The following is a 23,736-nucleotide window of genomic DNA, read 5'->3' as shown; positions in this document are numbered from 1 at the left end:
CTCAAAATCATGGCTGGTTCTATAATCCGTACCACGATCGTTGTAGGCCTCAAATTTTGTGGCCAAGTAACAAGGTGTAGAAAAAACAGTAATTTGTTGTCCTTTCGGCCAAGAAAAACATGAAGGCGTATTTCCTGGGGCGTTTATGAAAGGAATCATTGGAATTTATACTGACGAAGATCAAAAGGAGGAGAGAATCTTCTTCCAATATTGTTTGGAATTAAATAGTTTTTCTGAATCTGTTTCGTTATATACCTTTTACATATAATTGAGTGGATTCCTCCTTAAATTTTTTGGATTAAAGTATGCGGTAAGCCATTTTTCTTTTAGTAAACCCATTTCTACAAGTTCATTGGAAACACTAATTTCTAATTTGAAGCTGCCTTTAATTCCAACTCTTTCAATCGTAGTTTTGCTTTTGACCGTATCTTGTCGCTGGTATTTAATGAGATTACTTTTTGATACAAGACTTTGGCCTTTGAATATTCACCACTCCCTAGATGAACCTCACCTAAGTCGAATAGTGTATTTATGGAATTTGGAAATAGGTTATCGTTGATTTGATGAAACGCAATGGCATATTCAAATTGCCCGTTTTTGGCAAACCTGTTGGCTATCACATTGAATTCGTCTTCAATATCCACAAAGTCATAATTGGGGTTTTCAATGATTTTTTGAGCTTCTTGAATTAAGGTCTCCGTTTCATTTTTAAAATAAAGGCCAACCAAGTGACCGATAGGGTTGATTATAAAATCCTTATCTGAAAAATCAATGGCAGCTTGTAAGATCGGATCTTGATTACTTTTATACTCGGCAAATGTCATGTCTACGGAAATATGGGGAGCTAACCACTTTTTGTTTTCCCATTGCGGTTTGTCTTGCCACCAAGCAAATGATAGACTCGCACCAAGGCCACTATTGGGCATTATAACCGTTCTGTTGTCTCCATAAAAATTTATATTCTCACCAGTTGGTTCTCCTACAAAAACGGCGTTCGAATATGAATGTAGGTCATTGACCAAGTTCATACAGGCAGAAAACGTTTTTCTACCTATGATTACCATTAGATTGCCAACTTTATTGATGTTTTCAGAACCTAGTATCTTGGTTATAATAGGCTTGTTTTTATATTGATCGCCACCTTGATTCAGTCTAAGGTCTAAAATGAGCTTTTTTATATTGTTATGTTCAATGTAATTGAATACTTCTTCGTAAAATTCTTCAATGTTTTTCTCTTGGTCATCAATGAGAAGGCTATGTCTTACGTATAAAGCATCACCTTGGATTTTTTCGTAATAATAGTTCTTGTGCAGGTCTTTCAAGTAGAGAGGTGTCATTGTTCGGTCCCTTGCATCTATCCAATCGTTATTGTTTGGCACCATATCGTAGTTTTCTGCAAAAAAGAAGTTAAGTGGGACTGCCCTAACACTTTTTTCAAAGACTTTCCCATCCAACTCCAATGCTAATTTCACATCCTTTTTATAGCTTTCCATTATTCCCTGTGCATGAAGAAACTCTGGGAAGGTCAAATATCTAGGGCCATAGTTTTTTAAATATTGTTCGTTTTCAACAGGAATTGCTGGGGCTATCAACGAAAGTGCCTTTTCTATTTCTTTTCCTTCAATTCCAAGAACTTTTGCCCCAACGATATCACTGTAATCTTTATGGGCACCTTGTACAAAAAAGCCATCTTCAAATTGGTAGAAGGTCAGAGGGAGATTGTGCATTGGCACCTTATTTTCCCACCAAGCTATTTCGGTATGTCCATAGCCAATAGAAGCTATAACACGAGCAAAACCAACAACAATTTCATGATCCTGTAAGTAGGGTATTTCTTTACTAAAATCGGAAACGATGGAGTCGAATTTGCGAGGTGAAATTTTTTTGAATAGAAAAGAGTATTCTTCGTGAATTGTTGATTGGAGAAATCTTAAATCTTCTATCCAATCTTCGTTTGTCAATTTTTTTTGGGCATTGCTATGGAAGCCAATGAATAAAAATAGAGACCAAATAAATAGATGTTTTAACGGTTTGGTGATTTTGAGATTGATGGACATTTTTAAATATTTTATATTATTCTATTTTCTTGTAAATCATTAAAATGACAAAGTTCCATTCCGAACTGTGAATATCATTTGGGTTCAGTTGAATTTCGTCAATATTTTCCCAAATAACCTCAAAACGATTGTCTGAAATTGGGATTAAGGTCATTCTATTTTTTTGATTGCCGCCGTTGGTTCCTTGGTTATTGTAAGTAGAAGTTTTTGCATTGGTAAGAACAAGATTTTCTCCGTTAAAATTTCCTTCATAGATATCAGTAAGTCCCATGATATTGTCGAATGCAATACAGCGGTATTTTTTTTGAAACCGGTCGTATGAAAAGACACTGTTATATTCCCAATTTGTGAACCCTTCATGGCCAGTTTTACCAAGCGGGAACCCCAGTGACTTTTCTTGAAGAAAGGTCCCTTCATAGTAATCCAAAAACTCTGATTTAGACATTCCGGCCGAAAGCCATTTGTCTTTGGGTTGGGTAACATCATTAGTCCATTTCAAATTAATGTTCCATTTCCCTTTTAAAAATGCCAACTTGTTCATTTCTTCAGGTTTTCCTGCTTCAAAACCAGGTGAATAGTCCGTTTGAGATTTCATACTAATGGAGACCGTGACCAATAGCAGAACAGTCATAAATAATTGTTTCATGTCTTTTTAAGTTTAAACCCCACCACCTAACCATTCATCAACCTCAAAAACAGGTGGCGGGGTCTACAATAACCTATCAATTTAGTTCGCTAATTAAACGCAACACTGAATAAGGTCATTGAAATTGTTAATACTAGGCCCTGCGATATTTCTTACTTCAATAATTTCCTATTCAAGATGGCGAACAGGGGTTTTCCTGTCAACTCGTCCAGAATATGCCCTCCTTTTGGAATGATTACCAGTTCATTTTGGTATCCCTTTTCATCTAGTTTTACCTTTGCCCGTTCCGCTCTGTTTTTCCAATAGGTATCTCGTTCTCCCGCAATCATTAAAATCTGTTGACCTTTATGGCTATCTATATTTTGGGAATTGGGATTTCCCGGCATTCCAATTATTCCATGAATTCTGTTATTGTATATGGAAGCAATCGTAAAGGCGTCAACGCTATTTGCTGAGAAACCCAGAATGTATACTTTGCTTGTTTGGTAATTTGATTCTAAATGATTTAGAAGTAAGGCCACAGCTTTCCTATTCTCCATATGAATGGAACTTTCCACTAAAATCCAACCGTGTTGCCCCGGGTTTGGTCCAAAATATCGACACCCCACATCAAGATTTCCATTATCCAGACCTGGCCCAATCAATACAGGATAGGTTTTATTTGAAGTATATCCTTCGGGCTTAATGATCCTGACAGGGATTTTTTTTCCTCTATAGTCGAGAGTAATGACGTTGCTTTGCGCGCGAACGGTAACCACAATTAGTAGGAATAGGCCGGTAAGTTTATATGTTAACTTCATTTCAATCTTTTTAGTTTTCTGTGACCTTGATAATTTCACCAGTGGATATTTTCAATAGTTGAATCTCGGCACCATCTGCAAAATCCGTGTTGTAGGCCACGTACTCTAGGTTTTTGTCTATTGTAGTGAACATAACTTTTTTGTAAGGCACTGTTCCTAGTTCTTTTAAATCATTCCCTTGTAAATCTTCTAAAACGAAGGTGGTGGAATCCTCATTTTCAACACCTTTAACACTATGTCCTCCTACGATGAACTCACCCTCAAGTTCAGGTACATCTTTTACCACCTTCTTGTTTTCCAAATCATACAATTGTTTGGTAGCCACGTAGGGATTTTCGCTCTCAACTCGATTGATGTAAAGCACACCATCTTCAGTAATTTGAGGTCTGTTGGTCTTTCCGTTTTCGGTCAATCGCTCAACTTTGCCACCTTTGGCATAATAGGCATCTGGCGTAAATTCTTCTTTTGGCCAGTGAAAGAAAAAATAACCATCTCCAGACAGGTCCCAAGAGGTGAACATGTGAAAACCGTCATCAGAGACCGTAGCCAGTTCCGTAGGGTTTTCTCCATCGGCATCTACAGCCATCATTCTCGAACCTACCTCCAAAAAGCTGGTATACACTATTTTCTTCCCATCCCTTGACCATTTAGGTTCTACATGAAAGCCAATGGAATCCAAATGGGACACTTGTCGGGTATTACTACCGTCTAAATTGGAAATAAAAATTCGGGCCACTGGGGGATTTTCGCTAACGTAGGAGTAATAAGCTACTTCAGGACCAACGGGATTAAAATTAGGCCCTAGATCGGCAGTACCCTTTTCACTATCTTCTTCTCCATTACCTTCCATGGAAGCTTCATCCATATTTTCTTGAGAGGCCTGTTCGGTTGTATTCCCGGTTTTATTTGGGCCCTGTTGACAAGCTATGAGGGATAATACCAACATTACAATGGCCATGTAATTTTTTACATTCATTTTTTTCTAATTAAGTTCTTGCCGAAACTATGTTGAAAGTCAGCGCTATTTGAAAACATTGTGATGAACCGATGTTCTCGTGACAAAATCTGACAATCACCATAATCAAAAACTTTACTGAAAATTGAATCAGATGCAGTAAGGTCAAAGACTAAACTATTTAAAAATGGAGATTGATATGGACTCGAAATGACGATCCTAACCATATTTTATTTGAACGAATAATGTGGATTGATAATAGGCTGAACTGTGGTCTCCAACATCTAAAAATAGATTGAGTTCCCTAGCTATACATTGTAATTTTTAACGAAAGGATATCGTTACTGATCAGCAACTAATTTGGTAACTTTTCCAGTTGCCAAGTGCAACATATGTATTTCTGAACCATCTGGAAACCCTGTGTTGTAGATTAGACGCTCCATTTTTTTATCATATCTAGGAAACATAATGCCCTTATAGGTTACATTGGCAATTTCCCGTAAATCCTCCCCATCAAGACTTTCAAGTACAATGGTTGTGGTACTATCATTTTCTACGGTCTTAATGGCATTTTCCCCTATGATCACCCCTTCTAAGGATTCAATTTTACGAATAGAAAACCCTTGGTCAGAAGTCCGCTTAACTTTATACTTATCATATATGTTTTTTTCAACATCTACTATTTTGTTGATGTAGAGGGATCCATTTGCATCTATTTCTGGCCTACAACTAATGTTGTCCGTAGTGATTTGGGTAATTTGTTCTTCTTTACTGCAATGATATACGTTGGGAGCAAATCCCCCTTCCGGCCAATGGAAGAAGAAATAACCATCCCCTGATGGGTCCCAGGCCCCAAACATATGATATCCATTTTCAGATACACTAGCCAGTACTTTGACATTGTTACCATCGCTATTGACTTGCATTAATTTGGCGCCCTCCCCCTGAACAAAATTGGAAAATGCAATTTTAGAACCATCAGGAGACCATACAGGTTCTGTATGAAATCCCTCAGGTGCGCTGGATGAAACGACTTTTTTGTTGGTTCCATCCGAATTCATCGTAAAGATGACCCCCTTGCCTTCTTCGATATAGGAATAAAAGGCAATTTTACTTTCGTCCGGCGAAAAATTTGCCCCTAAACCGGAAACAGGTAGTTGGTCTTCATTTTCCGAGGAATCAACATTACTGGAGTCCGAGTTCAAATCACTTATGGATTCGTTACTTTGCGTCACTTCTTTGTTCTTGCATGAGAACATGAAGAATAATGCGAATAAAAGAATTGAACTGATTTTTAATAAGGATGTCTTCATTGGTATCTTTTTTATGCTGTATGTCAAAACTATGTTTCAATGATCCTGTGGGATCCAATGATGTGTTGGGCAGTTAAAAAAGTGATTAAATAAGGTTTTCCTTTTCAAGTCAGTAACCCCTGGCTAGTTCTTAGTGATTTCAATTAAATTTCCAGTGGCCAATTCCAAAAACTGGATTTCAGCGCCATCATTTAAACTGGTGGTATAAGCAACATACTGAAGGTTTTTGTCTACCATCGGAAACATGATTTCCTTATAGGGTACGGCGCCAATATCTTTCAATACCCTCCCTTCTTCATCCTTTAATATAAAAGTGGTCGCTCCTCCTGCGGTGTGCAGTAGTTGCAAGGTATGATTCTTGGAAATAAACTCTTCTTTGAGCCTAGTATTGCAGTAAAATATATTCAGTAATGGATCGAATAACCTTTTTGTAATGGTAAAACTTTTAAGAACATCAGAATATTTAAAGCTAAGATTACCTTTCTTTGTATTGGGTAATACAATCTTCTCTTGATGTATTGGTTCTTTCGCAAAACTGGAAATTCCAGAGTTATTGGTACTTGGAAAAGATAGCTCCATTATATTTTTCTGATTGCTGTTATTTGTTTTCAGAGTGCTCTTCCCAGTATTTTGCAACGAATTAGGTTTTGTCTCATGATTACCTTTACAAGCCCCTAGGATTACCAAATAAAGAGCGACTACTACAATCCATTGTTTATTCATCTTTTGTCATTTAAACCAAAAAACAAATTGCCTTGAAAAATTACTTTAGAGAAGTAGGATGTGATTAAATCTTGGTCTTGTGATAAATAGAAAGTTGGACAAAACCTTTTGTCCCTAAAAAGTAGTTGCTATCACATTTCTATAATTAGGCTGCTCGGACCCTACTAATTTTGCTACATCAAATTCAAATTAGTATGAAAACATTATTGAGATACCAGGGTTTGCAGTTGCTATTCGTTTTTGGACTTTTCCAATACAATGGTATCGGGCAAACCAACGAAATTGCATTTTTTCAAGCCAATAAAGAGGGGTCCAAGGGAAACATCTTCTTAATGAACCCAGATGGCTCATCACCAAAGCAAATTGGTCAGTCTGGCATTCGTCCAGATTACTATCCTAATTGGTCAAAGGATGGAAAAAAAATAACTTTTGAGTCCTATCGAAGAGGAGGATGGCGCATTTGGATTACAGATCCAGACGGTTCAAATGCCCGGAGATTGGATAATGTTGGCCGGGATTACGAATTTGATCCGGTATTTGATGCGGATGGATCACATGTGGTCTATAGCCGAAGAGGTGATTTGTACCGTGTAAATGTAAAGTCGGGCAAAACGGAACTATTGGTTAAAACTGATAACAAATATGAATCCCAACCGGATGTTTCTATCCATGATGAAGTAATATACGTGTCTGGTGACGAAAGCGGCTCCAATATTATCAAGAAGAATTTAAAAAATGGTAAGGAAACAATATTGACGAGTAAACGGCATGCAGACCTGGCACCGGTTTGGTCCCCTGATGCAACTGAAATTTTGTTCTATTCAGATAGGGAAGGTGGTTTTGAACTGTTTATAATGGGGGCAAATGGTTCTAACGTCAGGAGGTTGGTTTCCAATGAAACACTTAAAAGAAATGGTATTCAAAGGGGAAAGTTTTTAAAGTTGGATGAGGGTTGGAATCATAGTCTTCAATATAGGGCCTCGTTTTCAACTGATGGAAAATGGATAGCTTTCAGTGCCAATACCTCACATAGCAGGGAAATATTCATTATCTCAAAAGACGGAAAATCCCTGCGACAAATAACCAAGAACAAACTGCATGATGGGCTACCTTCATTTAGACCCGTTGTAAAAAACTAAAGACCCGTTTTTGAAGAATGGAACACTTTGACCCCAAGGAGTTACTAATGTCCTTAGTTTTCCGTTACATATCCGGCAGAAAGTACTTTTCTGGTAATCATATACCTTTCACCATTGTAACAAAGTATATTGCGGCCAACGGGCAGTGTATCTCCCGGAGCAATCATATGTACCATAGCAATTTCCTTTACCGGATTGTTGGGGAAGTCAAAGGTTGCCATTACCGCTGTTTGAATTTGCCATTCGGAAGAAGTATTTACTAATGCCATCTCCTCACCACAATCTGTTTTGGTCATTGCTTCTAAAACAATATCACCTAATGCCTCTTGTCCAAAAGATTCCCCATGATAATCAGCACCAAATTCATTTTCTTTATGAAGCAAAAAAAGAATGTCCCGAAAAGTAAGTTCACTGATATTCTTGACTTCTTGGTTCCCTGCGACGCCCGTTTCGGAATTAACATTATCACTTTTGTTCTTACAGGAATTCGTCAAAAGGCAAAGTAATACAAAGCCAATAAAAATTTTAACGTTCATGGCGAAATTTTGTAGATTTTAGTACTAAGTATTTATTGTCGAGCAATTCAGCTTAAAAAAGGGTTTTAAGACATGTTGAAAAGAGTCTTTCAAAGTTATAAAAAATTGCCCATTTCCATAGGTAAAATAGGTATGGCATTTGCGATTACCTGCCTCTTTTTTATGGCAAAAGAGTATACCGATTACTTGGTGAATCAATATAACTTTCAATTTAGTTGGTTTTACATTGGCATACGGATAGTTTTGAACTATTCCATATGGTTTTTGATGTTGCCCTTGGCACATGTTTTGGTAAGAAGACTGCAAGTTCAAACCAGAACCCTTTTACAGATTATATTGTTTGTTGTTTCGATTCTCCTGATTGCAGTAGTCCACAATCTAATCTCAGGTAGGCTTTATGATGTCGTTTTCTTTTTTAGTACCGGCTATATGAAAGACTTTTTTGGGCAAAACAATATCATAGGACTCGTAGTTGGCAGCTTCTCAAGTCTTATCGAATTATTGGTCATTATGGCCATATTTTTTGGAATAGATTACCAACGTCGCTACCTTAAAAATCAAAAAGAGCTTATTGCCGCGCAATTGAGTTCTTTGCAAATGCAACTTCATCCCCATTTTTTGTTCAACACCTTGCATTCCATTTCCTCCATGATAGATATCGATTCTAAAATGGCCCAAAAAATGCTGACCAAAATTGGAGACTTAATGCGGACGATGTTGGAAAATGATTTGGAACAAATGATTACTATTGAACAGGAACTGGACTTTATTGAAGGGTATTTGGAACTCGAACAGATTCGATATTCGGATAAAATGGTTGTGAACTATAATGTTGCAAAAGCGATCTTAAAAGAGAAAATACCCAATATGTTGTTGCAGCCCATAGTTGAAAATGTAATCAAATTTGGCGTGGCAAGTGCCATTGACAAATGCATTATTGATGTTAGAATCAGTAGACAAAAAGATGGGGATAAATCAAATTTTTTAGCCTTTGAAGTTTCAAATACTGCTGAAAACAGGGAAGTATCAGAAAAGGCTAAGGGAACCGGAGTTGGCTTAAAGAATATTAAGAAAAGGTTGGAGGGATATTATGGGCCCCAGTATTTTTTTAGCTCTTCCTATAAAACGGATAATCTGTATGTCACCAAAATTTGTTTACCGATAAATAGTTGATTTATGAAGTTTAGTTGTATTATAGTAGACGATGAATTTTTGGCCAGAAAACGAATAGTTAAGCTGTTAGAAAACCATAAAAATATTTTGGTACTGGCTGAATGTAAGAACGGGAAAGAGGCTGTTGAAGAAATCAAGCTTAGGACCCCTGATTTCATTTTCTTGGATATAGAGATGCCAGACTGGGACGGGTTTTCTGTTTTGAAGAAGTTGGACAAAATTCCTTATGTCATTTTTACTACGGCTTATGATAATTTTGCCTTAAAGGCCTTTGAAATCAATGCGGTTGATTATCTCTTAAAACCATTTGATCAGGAAAGAATGGATTTGTCTTTGGAGCGAATGCAAGATATTTTGCAAAAAGAAGATGCAGCAAAGTTGAGCGATAAAATCAGTACTATCATAAAAGCCCATAACGCGCTCGAAAAAGGAAGCCAAGATTTTCAGTTTGAAATAAAGAAAAACGGCAGGGTGCTTACGGTGCCTACGGAGGATATTGTATCAATTCACGCAGATGGAAATTATTTGGTTTTAAAAACGGTTGATCAGAAGTTTCTTTACAGGTCGACGATGCAAAAAGTGGATGCCGAGCTTTCCAATACCTCTTTTGTAAGAGTGCATAGATCTATAATGGTAAACAAAAAGTTTGTGGATCGAGTAGCGTATAAAGGAAATTCTGAATACAAAATACTACTTAAGACAAAGGATTTTCTAATGTCAGGAAGATCATATAAAAAGAATGTAATTTCTTTATTGGATGACTTAGACCAATAAGATAGTACATATTTTAGATTTCCATATTGAAGGAAAACAGGTCTACAAATTCTCTAACGTTTTTCGTAGCCTTCCAAAAACTTGTGATGTATTAGTAGGGTCATAGTTTGAAAGAGCAATGATAAAATCGTTGGTTTGCAAGTCCCACCAAAAATGGGCACTCACACCCATAGCTCCGCCAGCAAATCCAAAAGTCTTTCGTTTTTCCTTGTCTTGCTCATACCTGTTGATCAATAGGTCAGTATGTTTTTCATCCAATAACTTATATACTTTAATGGCGAGCAAGAACTTTTTTAAATCTTCAATAGTTGAATAACCACCTCCTGCGGCTGTTCCCTTTATAGCCAAACGATCATTGCTGTTGTATTGGTAGTTATTTTTGCGGGAATCCCTTAGCTCTGTTCCAAATGCATCATCGGGGCCATATTGGGAATAACCGATCGCCAAGTTTTCTGAAGGTTTATCACGTTCAAAAGAACCTGAATTTTCCATTCCAGCTTTGTCATAGATATTTGTCTGTATGTAATCGTAGTAATTACTTTTTGCAACTCTTTGAAGTACTATGCCCAAAAGCTCAAAACCAATATTGCTATAGGCTCTTGAAGTACCTGGTTCAAAATCCAATTCAAACTCTTGTATTATGGGCAGATAGTCTTCCATATTCCGGAGATTCTTCATATTGGACAGGAACTTTTCCGAACTGAAATATGACCCATAACCGGAGCGCATTTGTAGTAGATGTTTTAAGGTGATTTTATTTACCCCCTCTTCGGTAAGTTCCGGCACATATTGGACCAACTTATCGCTTAGGCGTAGCTTTCCCGATTGAACCAGTTGTAAGATGCCTATTGCAGTGAAGACCTTGTTGATGGAACCTATATTGAATCTAGTGTCAATCGTATTTTCAATTTTACTTTTTTTATTGGCAAAACCATGAATGTTCTCCAAATAAACCTTTTTGTCGACTAGGTTGGAAACCAGTAGGGCACCTGAAAAATGGTCCTTTTTAGCTAACGTAGAAATGCATTGCTCTGCATCATTCCAATTCTCGTATGGCTCATAAGATCTTCTGTTGTTCCTTATTTGACCGTTCAAATTGTGAACAATGAACAGAAAAAGCAGTATTGTACGGACGAAATGTACCATGGATAGTTTTCTTATTTTTTTCGATTTTTGGATTTCATGGGGAAATAGTCCCAAACAATATTGGCTATTTTCCATTCTCCTTCCACTTTGACCAAATGGATATATTCAATCCATTTCATTCGCTCTGGATATCCGGTTGTCAACTTTACGCTTGCGGTGTTTCTAAAGACATCCAAAATTTCAACTTCATTGATTTGATTCTGCTTTGACAGTGCTTTTTTGGAGGCCAGCATTTTTTGAGCTTTTCCATGGATAGATTTTCAAAGTGGTATTCTTCTACCCCTCTTTTTTTGGAAATTCCTCTTTTTGCCAACTCTGGATGTAAGTGGAAAGACATTTCTTCAAAGTTGTTTTCAAAAAAGTTCTCAAAAAAGACACCTGGATAGGGTAGTAGGTCTTTCCCGTATAGGCAATTAAGGACTTTAAACAAGAGAGCAAAGTCAGATCCAGTATTTGTCTTTTGGAAAATTGTTGCTGTATGGCCCAGTTGGGATTTTCTTCAAATATCACCGAATAGCAGTTATTGTTTTTTATCATCTTGCATTCCAATGCATCACTGATCAGTTTTGAATAGTGCACAGCATTGTCAAAGGCCATTTCTAAGGTTAGACTGTGTCGCATGATCTCGTCCACGTACTTGGTGGCATTAAGTGCCATTTGCTCCCCAATGTGCAATCCGAGAAGGTCGTCATCCAATTCCTGTCCTATATGGTTCAGTAGTCTTACGACCTCTTCATAGGTCACATATTTTTGACCTTGGACAATGGGGAATTCTTGCTCCAAAACTTTGCGGTTAGCTCCATTGGAATGGGCAAATAAAATAAAATCGGTAATGATTTTTGATGAAAAATACATGAATTAAAGATGGCACAAAATGTCTATCTAAGATAACCCTACTCTCTTAGTTTTGAAAGGAATAAAACACAAAAGAACATTATGACAGTTAAAAAATCAGTCTTGTCGGTATTGCTCCTATTTATCTTGAGCAATGTGTTGACCACAGTATGGTACATGGTCACGGACGATGCCAATTATGTACCGTTTAGACGGAGCGAAACAAACTATTTGGGATTAATACTGAACCATTTGGTTTTTGTATTGGGCTTTGTCTACCTATTCCCATCTTTTATAAAAGAAAGAAATACAATGGGCAATGCCCTTTGGTATGGAGTGGTGTTGTCAGGTATTATGTTTATCCCAACTGGATTGGTGGTACGCAGTATTTGGCAAGTGAATTTTGATGCAATTTTTCTAGCGAACACCTTGGCGCATCTGACCATAGGCGGGATTTTGGGATTAGTATTGTTTTTAGTAACCAAAAAAAAGAAATAGTTATGGTGCCTTTTCAAACTAAGGAGATTGAAGATTACGTAACCGGTCTGACCGATTTGCAAAGAGAACTGGTCCTTGCTATTCGTGATGCTGTACTTTCTGCTGATGACCGAATGCAAGAAGTTATAAAATGGAGCAGCATCGCATTTTTCAATAAAAAGAATATTTGTGGTTTTCGCGTTGCAAAAGCACACGTCACCTTATTGTTCATGGAAGGGACTTCATTGACCGATTTCCATGGTATTTTGGAGGGTAGTGGAGCCAAGGCGAGAACATATAAACTTACTAAAGCTTCTGAAATCAAAACAAAGGCATTGACCGAATTGGTCAAAGAGAGTTTGGATAAGGGTATGTAAAAACTATGCGTAATTTCATATACCTGTCAGTTTTGACAGTAATTCTCAATGGGGCTGCCGAAAGGAAGCCCTTATTCTTTAAAAGCTTCATATTTTCATTTTCTAGTAGGCTTATCACTTTTGATAAGCGCACTCTTGTAATTAAAATGTTTATGATGGTTGGAATCCAATTTAACCCTTGTGCCTACAAGAACAAAAAAACCAAGGACATATGTCCTTGGTTACAATTAGTGGGTATTCATCAATCAAAGAACGTATGTTGTGAACTTTATATGCTAGTGTTTAAAAAATCAAATAAAGAAATTAAATCCTTCTCACTTTTAAGATTCAACTTATTGTTGGCAATAAAACCTTCTATTGCATCTACATTGTTTGGAAACAATTTTAATATTTCTTTCTTTTTTTTGCCCACCTTTATGAAAGAATTGATTTTTGTGTTAAAAATATAATAGTCTTCATACTTTATAAACTTTGCTCGCTTATTACTGGATAATGGAGTGTCTGCTTCTTTTGGTATGTCAAATTCTACATAAACATTTTTGGCTAGCTTATACTTTCCGTCTGCACTAAGTTGAATCAAGAATTTACGCTCAATGGTATTCTCGTTTTTAACATTTGCCACTTCTAATAAGGTTCCGTTCTCCAATTCAATAGAGACCCCATTAATTTTTTTAATTGACTCTATTGGATCCGTTAAACTTGCCTTCAGTTCAACTTCATCCCTATAAATGTTGTACCTAAATAAAAACTCTCCATAATTCTTCTTCCCCAAATACATTGTACCGGGTAAAAATTCATGCAGTAAATACGGACTTCCCACAACATCTTTTAGGTCATAGTTTATCACCTTGTCTTTGTTAAGTTTATCCTCTATGACATCCAAGATTTGGGATGTGCTTTCAAAATTGCTTGGTTCGCCCGCCACTATTTGGGCTTTGGCAGCTATCTGTACAAAAAGTAACAGAGTAAAAACTAAAGAGAACTTCATGATGTTGTTTTATACAATGAAAAAGACAAATTTTCAAAAAAATAGTTGAACAAGACCGGATGTCGGAAAACCTTCCGGCCTTGTATCAAATTTTATTCGTTACATAAATTCAAAGGAACTATTCCAGAAGCTTCTCCAGGGTCATATGAAGCCACTACGTTACCACTTGGGCTTATGATCTTAAATGAAATTTCACCATAGAAATCACCAGGAAAATACCATTCGGCAGAAGATATCCCTGCTGGAATTGTGATAATGGCCTCTCCGCTGCTTGCATCGTTCACGCAATCATAAGAAGGCGTTTCATAAGGAGAGCATAATCCTACTTCAAAAACATCACCATTACTTAAAGTAGCTGTAATTCCTGGACCACCATTGCCATTGTCAGTTTGCCAACCATCTCCAAAAGTGTCTCCCATTTGAACAATCCAATCCCCTGCTGGAACAGTTGACAATAAACATACAACTGTTGATGAAAATGCATGGTCTGCGGATTGGTTGTCAAAGTTGGCACTTACCGCTGAGAAGACTCCTTTGGGAGTCGTTAGTGCCAGCCGGTAATTAAATGTATCACCACCATCAAGATCAGATGCGGTCAACCCCAAACTACTTAATAACAAATCTCCATTAATTGATAGGGTAACATTGCCATCTGAATCAAAAGCGTCTGAAGTGGTAGTAGAGAACAACACTTCATTTGCATTGGTAAGTGAGCCATTAAAACTGACGTAAAGGTCTACCTTGGAAACATCTTTGCCGTCTTCAAGTGAAAATAACTGGTAGGTTTTAGAAAAGGAGGAAGAAGATGGGTCAACTTTATTGATATCGGTACTTCCATCCGTGCTTAGTTCTGTGGCAAATGCCCCGCCACTAACTTCTAACGCATCAAAATCTACTGGTGATTTTTCTTCTTGCGTACATGATATAAAGCCTAATAGACAGGCACTTGACAAAATGAATGCCCATTGTTTTTTGCAAAAAATTAAATTTCTTTTCATCTTTCTTTTTTTAGTAAATAAATCCATCTGCGTTGGTATCCCAAAAAGTTTTGACGGTTAAGGTTTTTTGGTCAATGTTGAAGTTTCTATCAACCGATTCGGCTGGATATAAAAAGGTCCTTGGAAAGTCACTGGTTCCCAAAAGGGTTGGGGTCATATTTATTGGAGTTCCTGTTCTTCTATAGAGATTGTATGCTTCAACACCATTTCCAAAAGATGCAATCCAATATTCTTTTCCAATAATGGCCATTCTTGCATCATCAGTAGTTGCTGCATTGAATTGGTTCATTACATAGGCCACATAATTGTCCACATCATCTGAAGTAGGAACAAAAGATTGATCTAAACCAGCGACATAGGATCCCCCAAGCGCTTGAACATCTGCAATAGATGACCTAACCGCTTGTTCTAACATCACTGCTGGGTCATCTACGGTGCCTAAGGTCAAGGCTGCTTCGGCTCTCATAAAGTAAACGAAAGAGTTCATCATTATTGGCCAAATACCTGCTCCATCAAGACCGTCTCCCGAGCTAATTGGGTCAAAGTCATTAGCATCGTATCTTCCTCCTACTGGATATGGTCCAAATGTTGATCTTTTTGAATTATCAGGTGGAATACCCTGGCTATTGGCATGATCTCTTCCCCAATAGCCATCTCCTCTATCAAAAAGAGAGCAAAAAGGCAATGGGACAGGAATTACAGCATCAATCGGTGCAAAAGTTGGTGGTCTAGAGTTGTTCCAGCAACTGATTTCATTGTTAAGGACTGCAGGATCTGTTGGAAATTCCCCTACTTGACGATATACATAGTAACGTAAACGCGGGTCATCAAAACCTTTTTCTACAGCCAAGGACCACATCAAGAAATTGGTAATGTACTCTCCTGGGGTAGCTGCCTCATACTCCTCAACATAATAATGATGCTTACTCTGTGGTAAATCGGCTGTGCCAAACTGAAAAATAAAATTGGAGTCTGAATCATCAATAAGATTCTGGTTCAAAAGCGCATTGATGCCGCTTGAAGCTTCTGCAGTATCAGATAAGCGCAGATTCAGATAATATTTGAACTTTAGTGTGTTGGTAAACTCAATCCATTTATCCACATCGCCTCCATAATATAAATCATTGGTTGGTGTGGCAGTTGAAGTTTTGTCAAAATCCGCCAAGGCATTATTAAGTTCCTCTAATGCCACTGCATAAACATCTTCCCCATTATCCACAGTTGGAAATAATTCACCTTCGTCACCTTTATTTGCAGTTGAAAAAGGAATATCACCGAAAAAATCAACCAAAGTCATCAATGTGTACGCTTTCATAACTCTAGCTATTCCGGCATGCACAAAGAGTTCAGAAGCTTCAGCAGTAGGCAAAAGTGCTTCTATGTCTTCAAGTACATCTGCGTAGGCAACCCTCCATAGCCTTGTAGTATTTGCATTGGTGCTGTTATAACTTACATCATATTCACCAAACATATATTCTAACCTAACTGCCTCAGCGCCAGCTTCGGTAGCTTCTTCAAAAATTTCAGCAAAATCGAGCTGAATTCTGTTCAAGGTGAAATCCGTATCCAAGTTTTCGGGATTTGGACTGTTGGGATCTACTGTCAAATCCAATTCTGTCGTTTCACATGACCAGAATACAGCCAGCAAAAGGAAGATTAAAAATAGTTTATTGATATTTTTCTTCATCATCATTTTTTTAGAATGTTAGTTTTAAATTCAACCCATACCTTCTTGAATTCCAAGATGTCAGATAATCCAACCCTTGTGAATTCCCTACACCTAAACTGTTCAACTCTGGATCGTAGCGAACACTTGAAGGAGTGTTAAATGATTTTACCCATAGGTTTTGTCCGACCAATGAAATAATTACACTGCCAAAAGGTGTTTTGTCCAAGAATTTTGATGGCATGGAATAGGCCAGTGATGCTTCTCTTAGTCTCAAGTGAGTTGCATCATAAACTGTAGGTTCATCTGTGCCAAAACCAATATTGTTGAAATATGCTTCTGTAGCTGTTAACTGAATGTCATTGGGAAGACCTGTAGACTGCCGTATACCAGGTAAAATAATTCCTTGGGTTCTATCAAAATCAGTATCCTCAACCAATCCCCTACCTACTATTGAAGCAACTGTTGTGGCAAGGATATCCCCTCCATGCTGGTATTCCCATTGCATACCTAGACTAAAATCTTTGTATCTAATGGTACTGCCCAAAGTCATGAACCAGTCAGGGTTCGGATCTCCTATTATTTGATTTACAGGGTCTTGAATCCAATATCCATTTTCGTTTATTAATTTATTCCCTTCATCATCCCTTAAGATTGCACTCCCCAAGATTACCCCAAGTGGCATACCATTAATAGCTTGATTGGACGGAGTTGCGAATAAACCACCAACAAAAATTTGTTCACCTTCTTGCAATCCAGAAACCAAACTCTCATTAATAGTGTAGTTCCCGTTGATGGACCATGTAAAGTCCTCAGTTTGCAATGGGATTCCATCAAAGGAAAGTTCTATGCCCTTATTGGACACATTCCCCACGTTGACTGTAGTTCCAGTGAATCCAGATTCTGGAGGCAATGGGCGGTCAATAATTTGATCTTTGGTTTCTCTGTCATAGTAAGTAAAGTCAAAACCTAGCCTACTGTTAAAAAACCTGGCCTCAATTCCAACTTCATATTCTTTGGAAAGTTCAGGTTTCAAATCTGAGTTAGCCAAAAGGTTGTCTACACTTGTTGTGGTAGTCGTAGTTCCTCCCAGGGACTGAAATTGTGCTGGATTCAAGTTCAAGATATTTCTTGTTCTGTACAATCCTGGAAAACCGGGGGCGGAACCAAATGAAGCCCTAATCTTCATGTAGTTCAACCCTTTTTCAGAACGTATACCTGGAAATGCCAACGTGGGAATGAAAGAAATGGCGGTACCCCATGAAAACTGGGAACGATTGTTCTTTTCAAGTCCGGAAAACCAGTCGTTTCTGGCGTTACCAGTTAGGAAAAAATAACCGTCGTAATCTAATGTAGCCGTTGCATATATCGCAGGGTTATTACTTTCCGAGTACCTTTGGTACGTTACCGTATTTGATGGAAATACAGTGCCTTCCAAGATAGGACTGTGATTAACATAATTACCATGGTTCTGTAATCCGAAAACAATCTGATCCCTACTTTCATTTCCGGATCTTTCAAACTCAATTCTTCTAGTCGTTGCTCCAATTGTACTGACCAGGCTAAGTTTTTTGCTCAAAGTTTTGTCTACAGCAGCAAAAAGTGTGTGGTCCCAAATAGTGTTTCTTTGGGCTGTAGTTTGTAAATATCCGTTAGGATGTAGCCCATCATTTGATCCCTTATTAATAGACCTTTCTGTATTGGTAGTGGAATTGTCTATTGTAGTACGCCATGTTAAATTTAACCAATCGGTAGCTTGATAGTTCAAATTGAAATTTCCAAAAACCCTATGTGTATTATTGGCGTCTTTGGTGTTTTCGAGCACCCAAGCCGGATTGGTCCTGTCATTACCTGCTCTGTACCAAATACTTTCTCCTGTTATGGGATGTTGAAATGGTTGGGTTATATCAACACTTCTAGGTAAGTATAATATGTTCCAAACAGAAGCTATTCCCCCTGTCCCTGCAGTTGAAGACGTTACATCACTACCAGTAGACGCATCAGTAAAAGGAGATTTAATATCTGTTCTTGCATAATTTAACTTTGCAGTGACTTGAAGTTTATTGTCAAACTTATATGAGCCACCTACAGAAAGGTTATTACGTATAAGTCTATTGTTGGGAATGAATCCATCATCTTCGGTATTGGCAAACGAAACGCCAAAATTTCCTTTTTCAAAGCTTCCCGAAGCATTTATGGATGTAGTATTAATGCTTCCTGTTTTGAAAAATGCTCTTTGAGAATCATAAGGCCTGTAGACAACATTTGGATTATCCAAATCTGTACGCCCTGGAAAAAGTGCAGATGGTTCAACCCCAAAATTATTGAGGATAGATGTCCTAAAACCGTTATCTATGGTTGCTTGGCTGTCAAATCGAGCTCCCCAGTTGCTAAAAAAGGCTCCATAAACATTTTGAAATCCATTACCCCATGTGTTTTGGTACTTGGGCAATACAATATTGTTGAAAAAAAAGGATTGATTGATAGTTACTTCAAACTTTTTATTACTGCCACCGGCACCACTTTTGGTTGTAATCAAGATTACCCCGTTACGCCCAGCACTACCATAAATAGCGGTAGCACTTAATCCCTTTAAGATACTTACACTTTCAATGTTGTTAGGATCCAAATCCGCAAATCTACTTGCCACATTACCTGATTGAAATGCGCCAGATGTATTTCCAGTGGCCGTACCTTGGTTTGCAACATTTGAAGAAGCATCAAAAGGAATACCGTCTACCACAAACAATGGTTGGTTGTTTCCGGTTATTGAAGAAGCTCCTCTAATAATGATGTTAGACCCACTTCCCGATACTCCACCTGTCCCAGTAATTCGAACACCTGCAGCTTTTCCGCGAAGTATCTTCCCAATATCCGTATCTGCTCTGGATTCTATTTCATCACTGGAAACAGAAGCAACAGAATATCCAAGTGCCTTTTTTTCCTGTTTTACACCTTGCGCAGTAACCACAACCTCTTCCAAGGCTTGCGCATCTTCTTCCATTTGAACATTGATGACACGATCTGTCCCAACCACAAGACGCACATCTTTTTGCCCTATATAGGTAAATAAAAGGGTGTTCCCTTCACTTGCACCAATGGTATAATTACCGTCAAAATCTGTCTGTGTTCCGTTTGAAGTGCCTTCAACAACAATGTTTACACCTGGTAAGGGAACATTTTCTGAGTCTGTTACCGTGCCGGTAATTGATTTTTCCTGTCCAAACATTTGCCCACTTAACAGCAAGACAAAAACCATGGAGAGAAATCCAATCTTTTGTTTCATAAAATTTGAGTTTTAGTTAGATTTTTTTTTGCAACTGAGAAAGGCGAGCGGAAGAATTTGAAAACTAAAGGCTAATTCAAATAATCAAAAAATGAGAACAAAACATAGATAATGTATATTCTTCATTGGCAAGGCCTCTTACCGCCCTACCTTTACAATTGCGAGGTAAAACAACATAAATGGGAAGCCATTAATGCAAAGCCTTATAAACGTTTTGGTTTTTGCCGATGTTACTTATAGGTTTTATCGGCGTCTAAAAGAAGTTCGCGAAATTTTGAAGGAGTCATCCCGGTATTCTTTTTAAAAGCCTTGTTGAAGGATACCGTATTATTAAACCCGGAAAGATAACCAACCTCGGATAGTGTAATTTCTTTTTTCTTAACTTCCAAAAGTTCTATAGCTTCAACAACTCTATACGAGTTGATAAAATCAAAATAGTTGGATTTGAAGTATTCATTTATAATTTGGGACGCATGATGCCTGCTGATTCCTAAAAGTTCAGCAAGATTGTCCAGTCTCAATTCACTATTGAGGTAGGGCTTATCATTTGTCATCAAATTTTCCAATTTACTCTTTAGTTCAAGGGAGTAATTTTTTGAAAGTCCTGTTTTCTTATATTTCACGAACGGAAGCACGTCTTCAATAGGGGTACCATTAAAAATTGCACTATAATTGAAAGCAAAATATGAAATGACCAATGAAAAAGCTGACAGGAACACTATGACAACAAAATCTTGTTCGGGAGAAACAAGGCCTAAAAAATAAAAGGTAAGGTTCAATGTAAAACTAAGAACACAGCCTAAAAATGCCAAGATAATTGCTCGGGTCCAAATTCTTAAATCTCGATTTCCCTTGTAAACTTTCCAATATTTGTAAAAAATCGTTACTCCATAAGCAATCATTATCAAAATCAAGGCTGCATCCAAATAGCCATATGGAAATAATAAGTACGCATATTCTCGTGATTGCCCCAATAAAACCAAATCCATCTTACTTTCCCTTGAAAGAAAGAAAAAAGGAACTATACCTATAATTACATACAATAGAGGGATGAAATGCCAGAAATCCTTGTTTAAACTAATCGATTTATCCGTGACAATTTTTCTGATATAAAAAAAGAACAATGGAGCAAAGGTTGAAAGCGGTATGTAATAGGTGAAGAATGAATGAACGTACTGCGGAGTATACAACAATTGACTCCAAAATACTACTGTAAAAATTAACATCCACGCCGTAGCGAACAAAAAGAAGGCCAAAAGAATGTTTGCGTATCTAGTATGTGATTTTCGAAAAATAAAAAGTACTGCAATGAATATAGATTGCAAGGCCAATGCCAGAATAAATGAATGTGATAGCTCCATAGTTTTATTTCAAAAATATCTTGAATTGAAGCTAGTTTATATAAGCCTTATAAGGATTATAATGTGACCAACTGCTTCTTTTGGGTTAAAAGGTTTTTACAAAGAGGTCCTAGTCTAAATATTATTTTATTTGAAAGATGGTTTCAAATCTTTTTTATGAATGAACCGGAATTTTATTCAACCCCAATAAGTGAAAGGGTTTTATAGGAAACTACCACAGTTTTAAGCCAAAATACCCATAAGTCACAATAAAACCGGTTATGATCAATGCCCCGGCACAGTTCAGACAAATCATCAATTTGTGTTTTGGCCAACTCTTGTTTTTGTATTGGACAAGAACCTTGAAAACGGTCAAAATAGATAAAAGCGGATATAGCATGCTGATTAAAAAGAGGGTGACTGTGACTGCATTTAACATGCCCAATTTTTCAATTTCGTGGAGTCCAACAGAAGTTGGAACTAAAAAAAGTACGGCCAAAAGCATAGGCATAAGAGCGTAGGGCCAATATTTTTTTAGGTGCTTAACATCTCTTTTTATGCTCCCTATGATAATTTTTAAGAGAAAGAACATTCCTGAAATAAAAGAAATTACCATAGCTCCAAAAACCAAAAATTGCCGTAATCGATAAATGAAATAACTGGTCTTGTAATAGAAATTACCCCCATCATTGGTGTCAATCAAATATTTGGAACCATTCTTTTGTCCCATCAATATGTGTGATGTACTGCTTCCAGACGTGTGGAATTTTTCACCATCCGCAGAGAATATGGATTTGAACCTTCCGTTTTCTTCTATAAATAAAGAGTCATTTGTCATAAATACTTTAATTCCTGTCAGTAGTTTATCCACCCCCTCAAGTATCTTTATTCTGGAACTTTTTGATTGATAAAAACCTTCAATCTCACCTAGTCTTTCTGCCGTCAAGGGATGATTTTCTAAACCTGTATTAGATGCGTTTACAGGAAAAACGAACTCAGATAAATACTGGTTCAATTCTCGAGCGCAAGCTCCGTTTGAAATGTTCATTGAAAAGAAAAAACCTCTTTTTGTTTCTGGTGAATAAAGGTATCTGGCATGTAGGTCATGGGTTCCTCCTCTATTGCCCATAACTATCTGATTAAAGGCTGTGTTTTTCATAACTCCCAGGGCATATCCGGTCTTTATACCATTTTTTGCAGCAATGGATGTGGTTGGGGTTTCAAATTCATTAAACGATTTTTTTGACAAAACCCCTAAGCTTTCTTCACGATGGGAAAGAAACTGTATGAATTTTGCCATATCTTCTGATGTAGTGGACATACTACCTGCCCATCTATTCATGATTTCTTTATTGGGACTATTTCTTATAGTTCCATTAACATAAAAATGATGTTTAGGCTGTGGGCCATCTAAATAAGAAGAATAGAATGTTGAACTTTTCATGTCCAATGGCCTTAGGACATTCTCTTCCAAATAGGTTTCAAAAGGCACTTTTGAATATTTTTCAAGAATATACCCAGCAAGGAGGTATCCAGAATTGGAGTATTTAAAATAGTTGCCTGGCTCTACCTCCACTTTCTTGGCTGTATGTGTTCTGTTTACCACATCATGTGCGGTAAGGTTTTTGTCATTACTATAAATTTCGTTAAAGCTTATATCCCCTAAACCACTCGTGTGCTCCAGTAGATGCCGAATGGAAATTGGGGAATCCATCCATTCATTATCAATTTTTATTTCTGGAATAATATCCTTTAAATAATCACCTAAAGAGAGAAGGCCCTTTTCTTGAAGTTGTAATAGTCCAATGGCTATAAAACTTTTGGTAAGGGACCCAACACGGAATCTTGTATTTCCTCCCACTTTATCAGTGATTGAATTACTGACTTTTCCTATTCCGCCGCTTAAGGTGGTTTCTGGTGTTACAATACAATAAGCGATACCTGGCACCTTATGGCGTTTTATGATTTTTAATAAATCATTTTCCATGGTTTCAAAACTTTGACCTATCAAAAGGTGACAACTGAAAAATAAGAGTACTGTTGGTACAAATAATGATTTTGACCAAAGGATTGGTTTATTCAGGCAATTGGTGAAGCAGTCCTGCATTAATTTTATTGCTTTGATTTAAGGCAAATTAACCCTTAAGCCCCTTTTTATAAAAGTGATTATTTGTAAGTCGTTGAAAATATGATGAAATGATACTTGGGAGGGATATTCCAATGATTAGGATACATCATAAGAATTGAAAGTAAAAAAAACGCAAATCGTATAATTACTGGGTTTAATAAAATTTGATAGATTTCCAGTGGAGAGTATAAAGACCAGAACCTAATTCTGGAATAGAGGTGATTACTGGCTTTACAATACTTACATTTTTGGTGCTCACCGAATAGGTGACTTTCTATTTATGCAAAGCTAAATTTTGTAATAGTATGGAGCAAAATGGACTAAAAAACTCTATGCGTTAAGTATTTTGGAAATTTTATCCATAATAATAGGGATGCGTT

Annotated in this window: 21 protein-coding genes; 5 read left to right on the top strand and 16 right to left on the bottom strand. The window is 37.2% G+C overall.

The window, feature by feature from the left end; genetic code table 11:
* Positions 1–368: 368 nt before the first annotated feature.
* From HJC33_RS01370 to HJC33_RS01345, 6 genes are all read right to left on the bottom strand, one after another.
* On the bottom strand, positions 369–2,057 hold the full coding sequence (locus HJC33_RS01370; RefSeq protein WP_171656998.1) for a S41 family peptidase: 1,689 nt from the start codon (positions 2,055–2,057) through the stop codon (positions 369–371).
* A 16-nt stretch (positions 2,058–2,073) separates the two neighbouring features.
* Complete coding sequence (locus tag HJC33_RS01365; protein WP_171656997.1) at positions 2,074–2,703, bottom strand: hypothetical protein; 630 nt, start codon at positions 2,701–2,703, stop codon at positions 2,074–2,076.
* A 152-nt stretch (positions 2,704–2,855) separates the two neighbouring features.
* Entirely contained in the window at positions 2,856–3,503 is a 648-nt protein-coding gene (locus HJC33_RS01360) for an alpha/beta hydrolase (RefSeq protein ID WP_171656996.1), read from the bottom strand.
* A 10-nt stretch (positions 3,504–3,513) separates the two neighbouring features.
* Positions 3,514–4,479, bottom strand: coding sequence for a TolB family protein (locus HJC33_RS01355; RefSeq protein ID WP_171656995.1), 966 nt, complete (start codon positions 4,477–4,479; stop codon positions 3,514–3,516).
* Positions 4,480–4,799: 320 nt separating this feature from the next.
* Complete coding sequence (locus HJC33_RS01350; RefSeq protein WP_171656994.1) at positions 4,800–5,771, bottom strand: TolB family protein; 972 nt, start codon at positions 5,769–5,771, stop codon at positions 4,800–4,802.
* Positions 5,772–5,894: 123 nt separating this feature from the next.
* Positions 5,895–6,494, bottom strand: a complete 600-nt coding sequence (locus HJC33_RS01345) for a hypothetical protein (RefSeq protein WP_171656993.1) — start codon at positions 6,492–6,494, stop codon at positions 5,895–5,897.
* Between the two features lie 194 nt (positions 6,495–6,688).
* Between HJC33_RS01345 and HJC33_RS01340 the strand changes: the two genes are divergently transcribed.
* Positions 6,689–7,633: a TolB family protein gene (locus HJC33_RS01340; protein WP_171656992.1), complete on the top strand. Its 945-nt coding sequence runs from the start codon at positions 6,689–6,691 to the stop codon at positions 7,631–7,633.
* A 53-nt stretch (positions 7,634–7,686) separates the two neighbouring features.
* Here HJC33_RS01340 and HJC33_RS01335 read toward each other — a convergent pair whose 3' ends face one another.
* Positions 7,687–8,169: a hypothetical protein gene (locus tag HJC33_RS01335; RefSeq protein ID WP_171656991.1), complete on the bottom strand. Its 483-nt coding sequence runs from the start codon at positions 8,167–8,169 to the stop codon at positions 7,687–7,689.
* 72 nt (positions 8,170–8,241) lie between these two features.
* Here HJC33_RS01335 and HJC33_RS01330 point away from each other — a divergent pair, with 72 nt between their 5' ends.
* Complete coding sequence (locus tag HJC33_RS01330; protein WP_171656990.1) at positions 8,242–9,342, top strand: sensor histidine kinase; 1,101 nt, start codon at positions 8,242–8,244, stop codon at positions 9,340–9,342.
* Between the two features lie 3 nt (positions 9,343–9,345).
* The gene (locus HJC33_RS01325) at positions 9,346–10,116 is read left to right on the top strand and encodes a LytR/AlgR family response regulator transcription factor (protein WP_171656989.1); all 771 of its coding nucleotides are present in this window, start codon (positions 9,346–9,348) and stop codon (positions 10,114–10,116) included.
* A gap of 42 nt (positions 10,117–10,158) precedes the next feature.
* Here HJC33_RS01325 and HJC33_RS01320 read toward each other — a convergent pair whose 3' ends face one another.
* The 3 genes from HJC33_RS01320 to HJC33_RS01310 are packed head-to-tail and all read right to left on the bottom strand — an operon-like array spanning position 10,159 to position 12,117.
* Positions 10,159–11,262, bottom strand: a complete 1,104-nt coding sequence (locus HJC33_RS01320; RefSeq protein WP_171656988.1) for a serine hydrolase domain-containing protein — start codon at positions 11,260–11,262, stop codon at positions 10,159–10,161.
* An 11-nt stretch (positions 11,263–11,273) separates the two neighbouring features.
* A complete protein-coding gene (locus tag HJC33_RS01315; RefSeq protein ID WP_171656987.1) occupies positions 11,274–11,495 on the bottom strand; it encodes a nuclear transport factor 2 family protein in 222 nt (73 codons plus the stop codon).
* 43 nt (positions 11,496–11,538) lie between these two features.
* A complete protein-coding gene (locus tag HJC33_RS01310) occupies positions 11,539–12,117 on the bottom strand; it encodes an AraC family transcriptional regulator ligand-binding domain-containing protein (RefSeq protein WP_171656986.1) in 579 nt (192 codons plus the stop codon).
* Between the two features lie 81 nt (positions 12,118–12,198).
* Here HJC33_RS01310 and HJC33_RS01305 point away from each other — a divergent pair, with 81 nt between their 5' ends.
* Both HJC33_RS01305 and HJC33_RS01300 read left to right on the top strand, forming a co-directional pair.
* The gene (locus HJC33_RS01305; protein ID WP_171656985.1) at positions 12,199–12,594 is read left to right on the top strand and encodes a hypothetical protein; all 396 of its coding nucleotides are present in this window, start codon (positions 12,199–12,201) and stop codon (positions 12,592–12,594) included.
* A 2-nt stretch (positions 12,595–12,596) separates the two neighbouring features.
* Entirely contained in the window at positions 12,597–12,950 is a 354-nt protein-coding gene (locus tag HJC33_RS01300) for a DUF1801 domain-containing protein (RefSeq protein WP_171656984.1), read from the top strand.
* A 268-nt stretch (positions 12,951–13,218) separates the two neighbouring features.
* Here the strand turns inward: HJC33_RS01300 and HJC33_RS01295 are convergent, their stop codons facing one another.
* The 6 genes from HJC33_RS01295 to HJC33_RS01270 all read right to left on the bottom strand — a co-directional run bounded on the left by HJC33_RS01295 (position 13,219) and on the right by HJC33_RS01270 (position 23,215).
* Positions 13,219–13,938 (bottom strand): hypothetical protein, encoded by a 720-nt coding sequence (locus HJC33_RS01295; RefSeq protein ID WP_171656983.1) that lies wholly within the window; start codon positions 13,936–13,938, stop codon positions 13,219–13,221.
* 92 nt (positions 13,939–14,030) lie between these two features.
* Positions 14,031–14,936: a hypothetical protein gene (locus HJC33_RS01290; RefSeq protein ID WP_171656982.1), complete on the bottom strand. Its 906-nt coding sequence runs from the start codon at positions 14,934–14,936 to the stop codon at positions 14,031–14,033.
* Between the two features lie 10 nt (positions 14,937–14,946).
* Complete coding sequence (locus tag HJC33_RS01285) at positions 14,947–16,629, bottom strand: SusD/RagB family nutrient-binding outer membrane lipoprotein (protein ID WP_171656981.1); 1,683 nt, start codon at positions 16,627–16,629, stop codon at positions 14,947–14,949.
* A 4-nt stretch (positions 16,630–16,633) separates the two neighbouring features.
* Positions 16,634–19,888, bottom strand: coding sequence for a SusC/RagA family TonB-linked outer membrane protein (locus HJC33_RS01280; RefSeq protein WP_171656980.1), 3,255 nt, complete (start codon positions 19,886–19,888; stop codon positions 16,634–16,636).
* A 230-nt stretch (positions 19,889–20,118) separates the two neighbouring features.
* Complete coding sequence (locus tag HJC33_RS01275) at positions 20,119–21,249, bottom strand: helix-turn-helix domain-containing protein (protein WP_171656979.1); 1,131 nt, start codon at positions 21,247–21,249, stop codon at positions 20,119–20,121.
* A gap of 211 nt (positions 21,250–21,460) precedes the next feature.
* The gene (locus HJC33_RS01270) at positions 21,461–23,215 is read right to left on the bottom strand and encodes a serine hydrolase domain-containing protein (protein ID WP_171656978.1); all 1,755 of its coding nucleotides are present in this window, start codon (positions 23,213–23,215) and stop codon (positions 21,461–21,463) included.
* Positions 23,216–23,736: the final 521 nt, after the last annotated feature.

The sequence above is a fragment of the Flagellimonas amphidinii genome (genome assembly GCF_013090115.1).
Classification (GTDB): domain Bacteria; phylum Bacteroidota; class Bacteroidia; order Flavobacteriales; family Flavobacteriaceae; genus Flagellimonas; species Flagellimonas amphidinii.
Note: the sequence above shows the minus strand (reverse complement) of the source record. Positions and strands in the feature narration are given on the sequence as shown.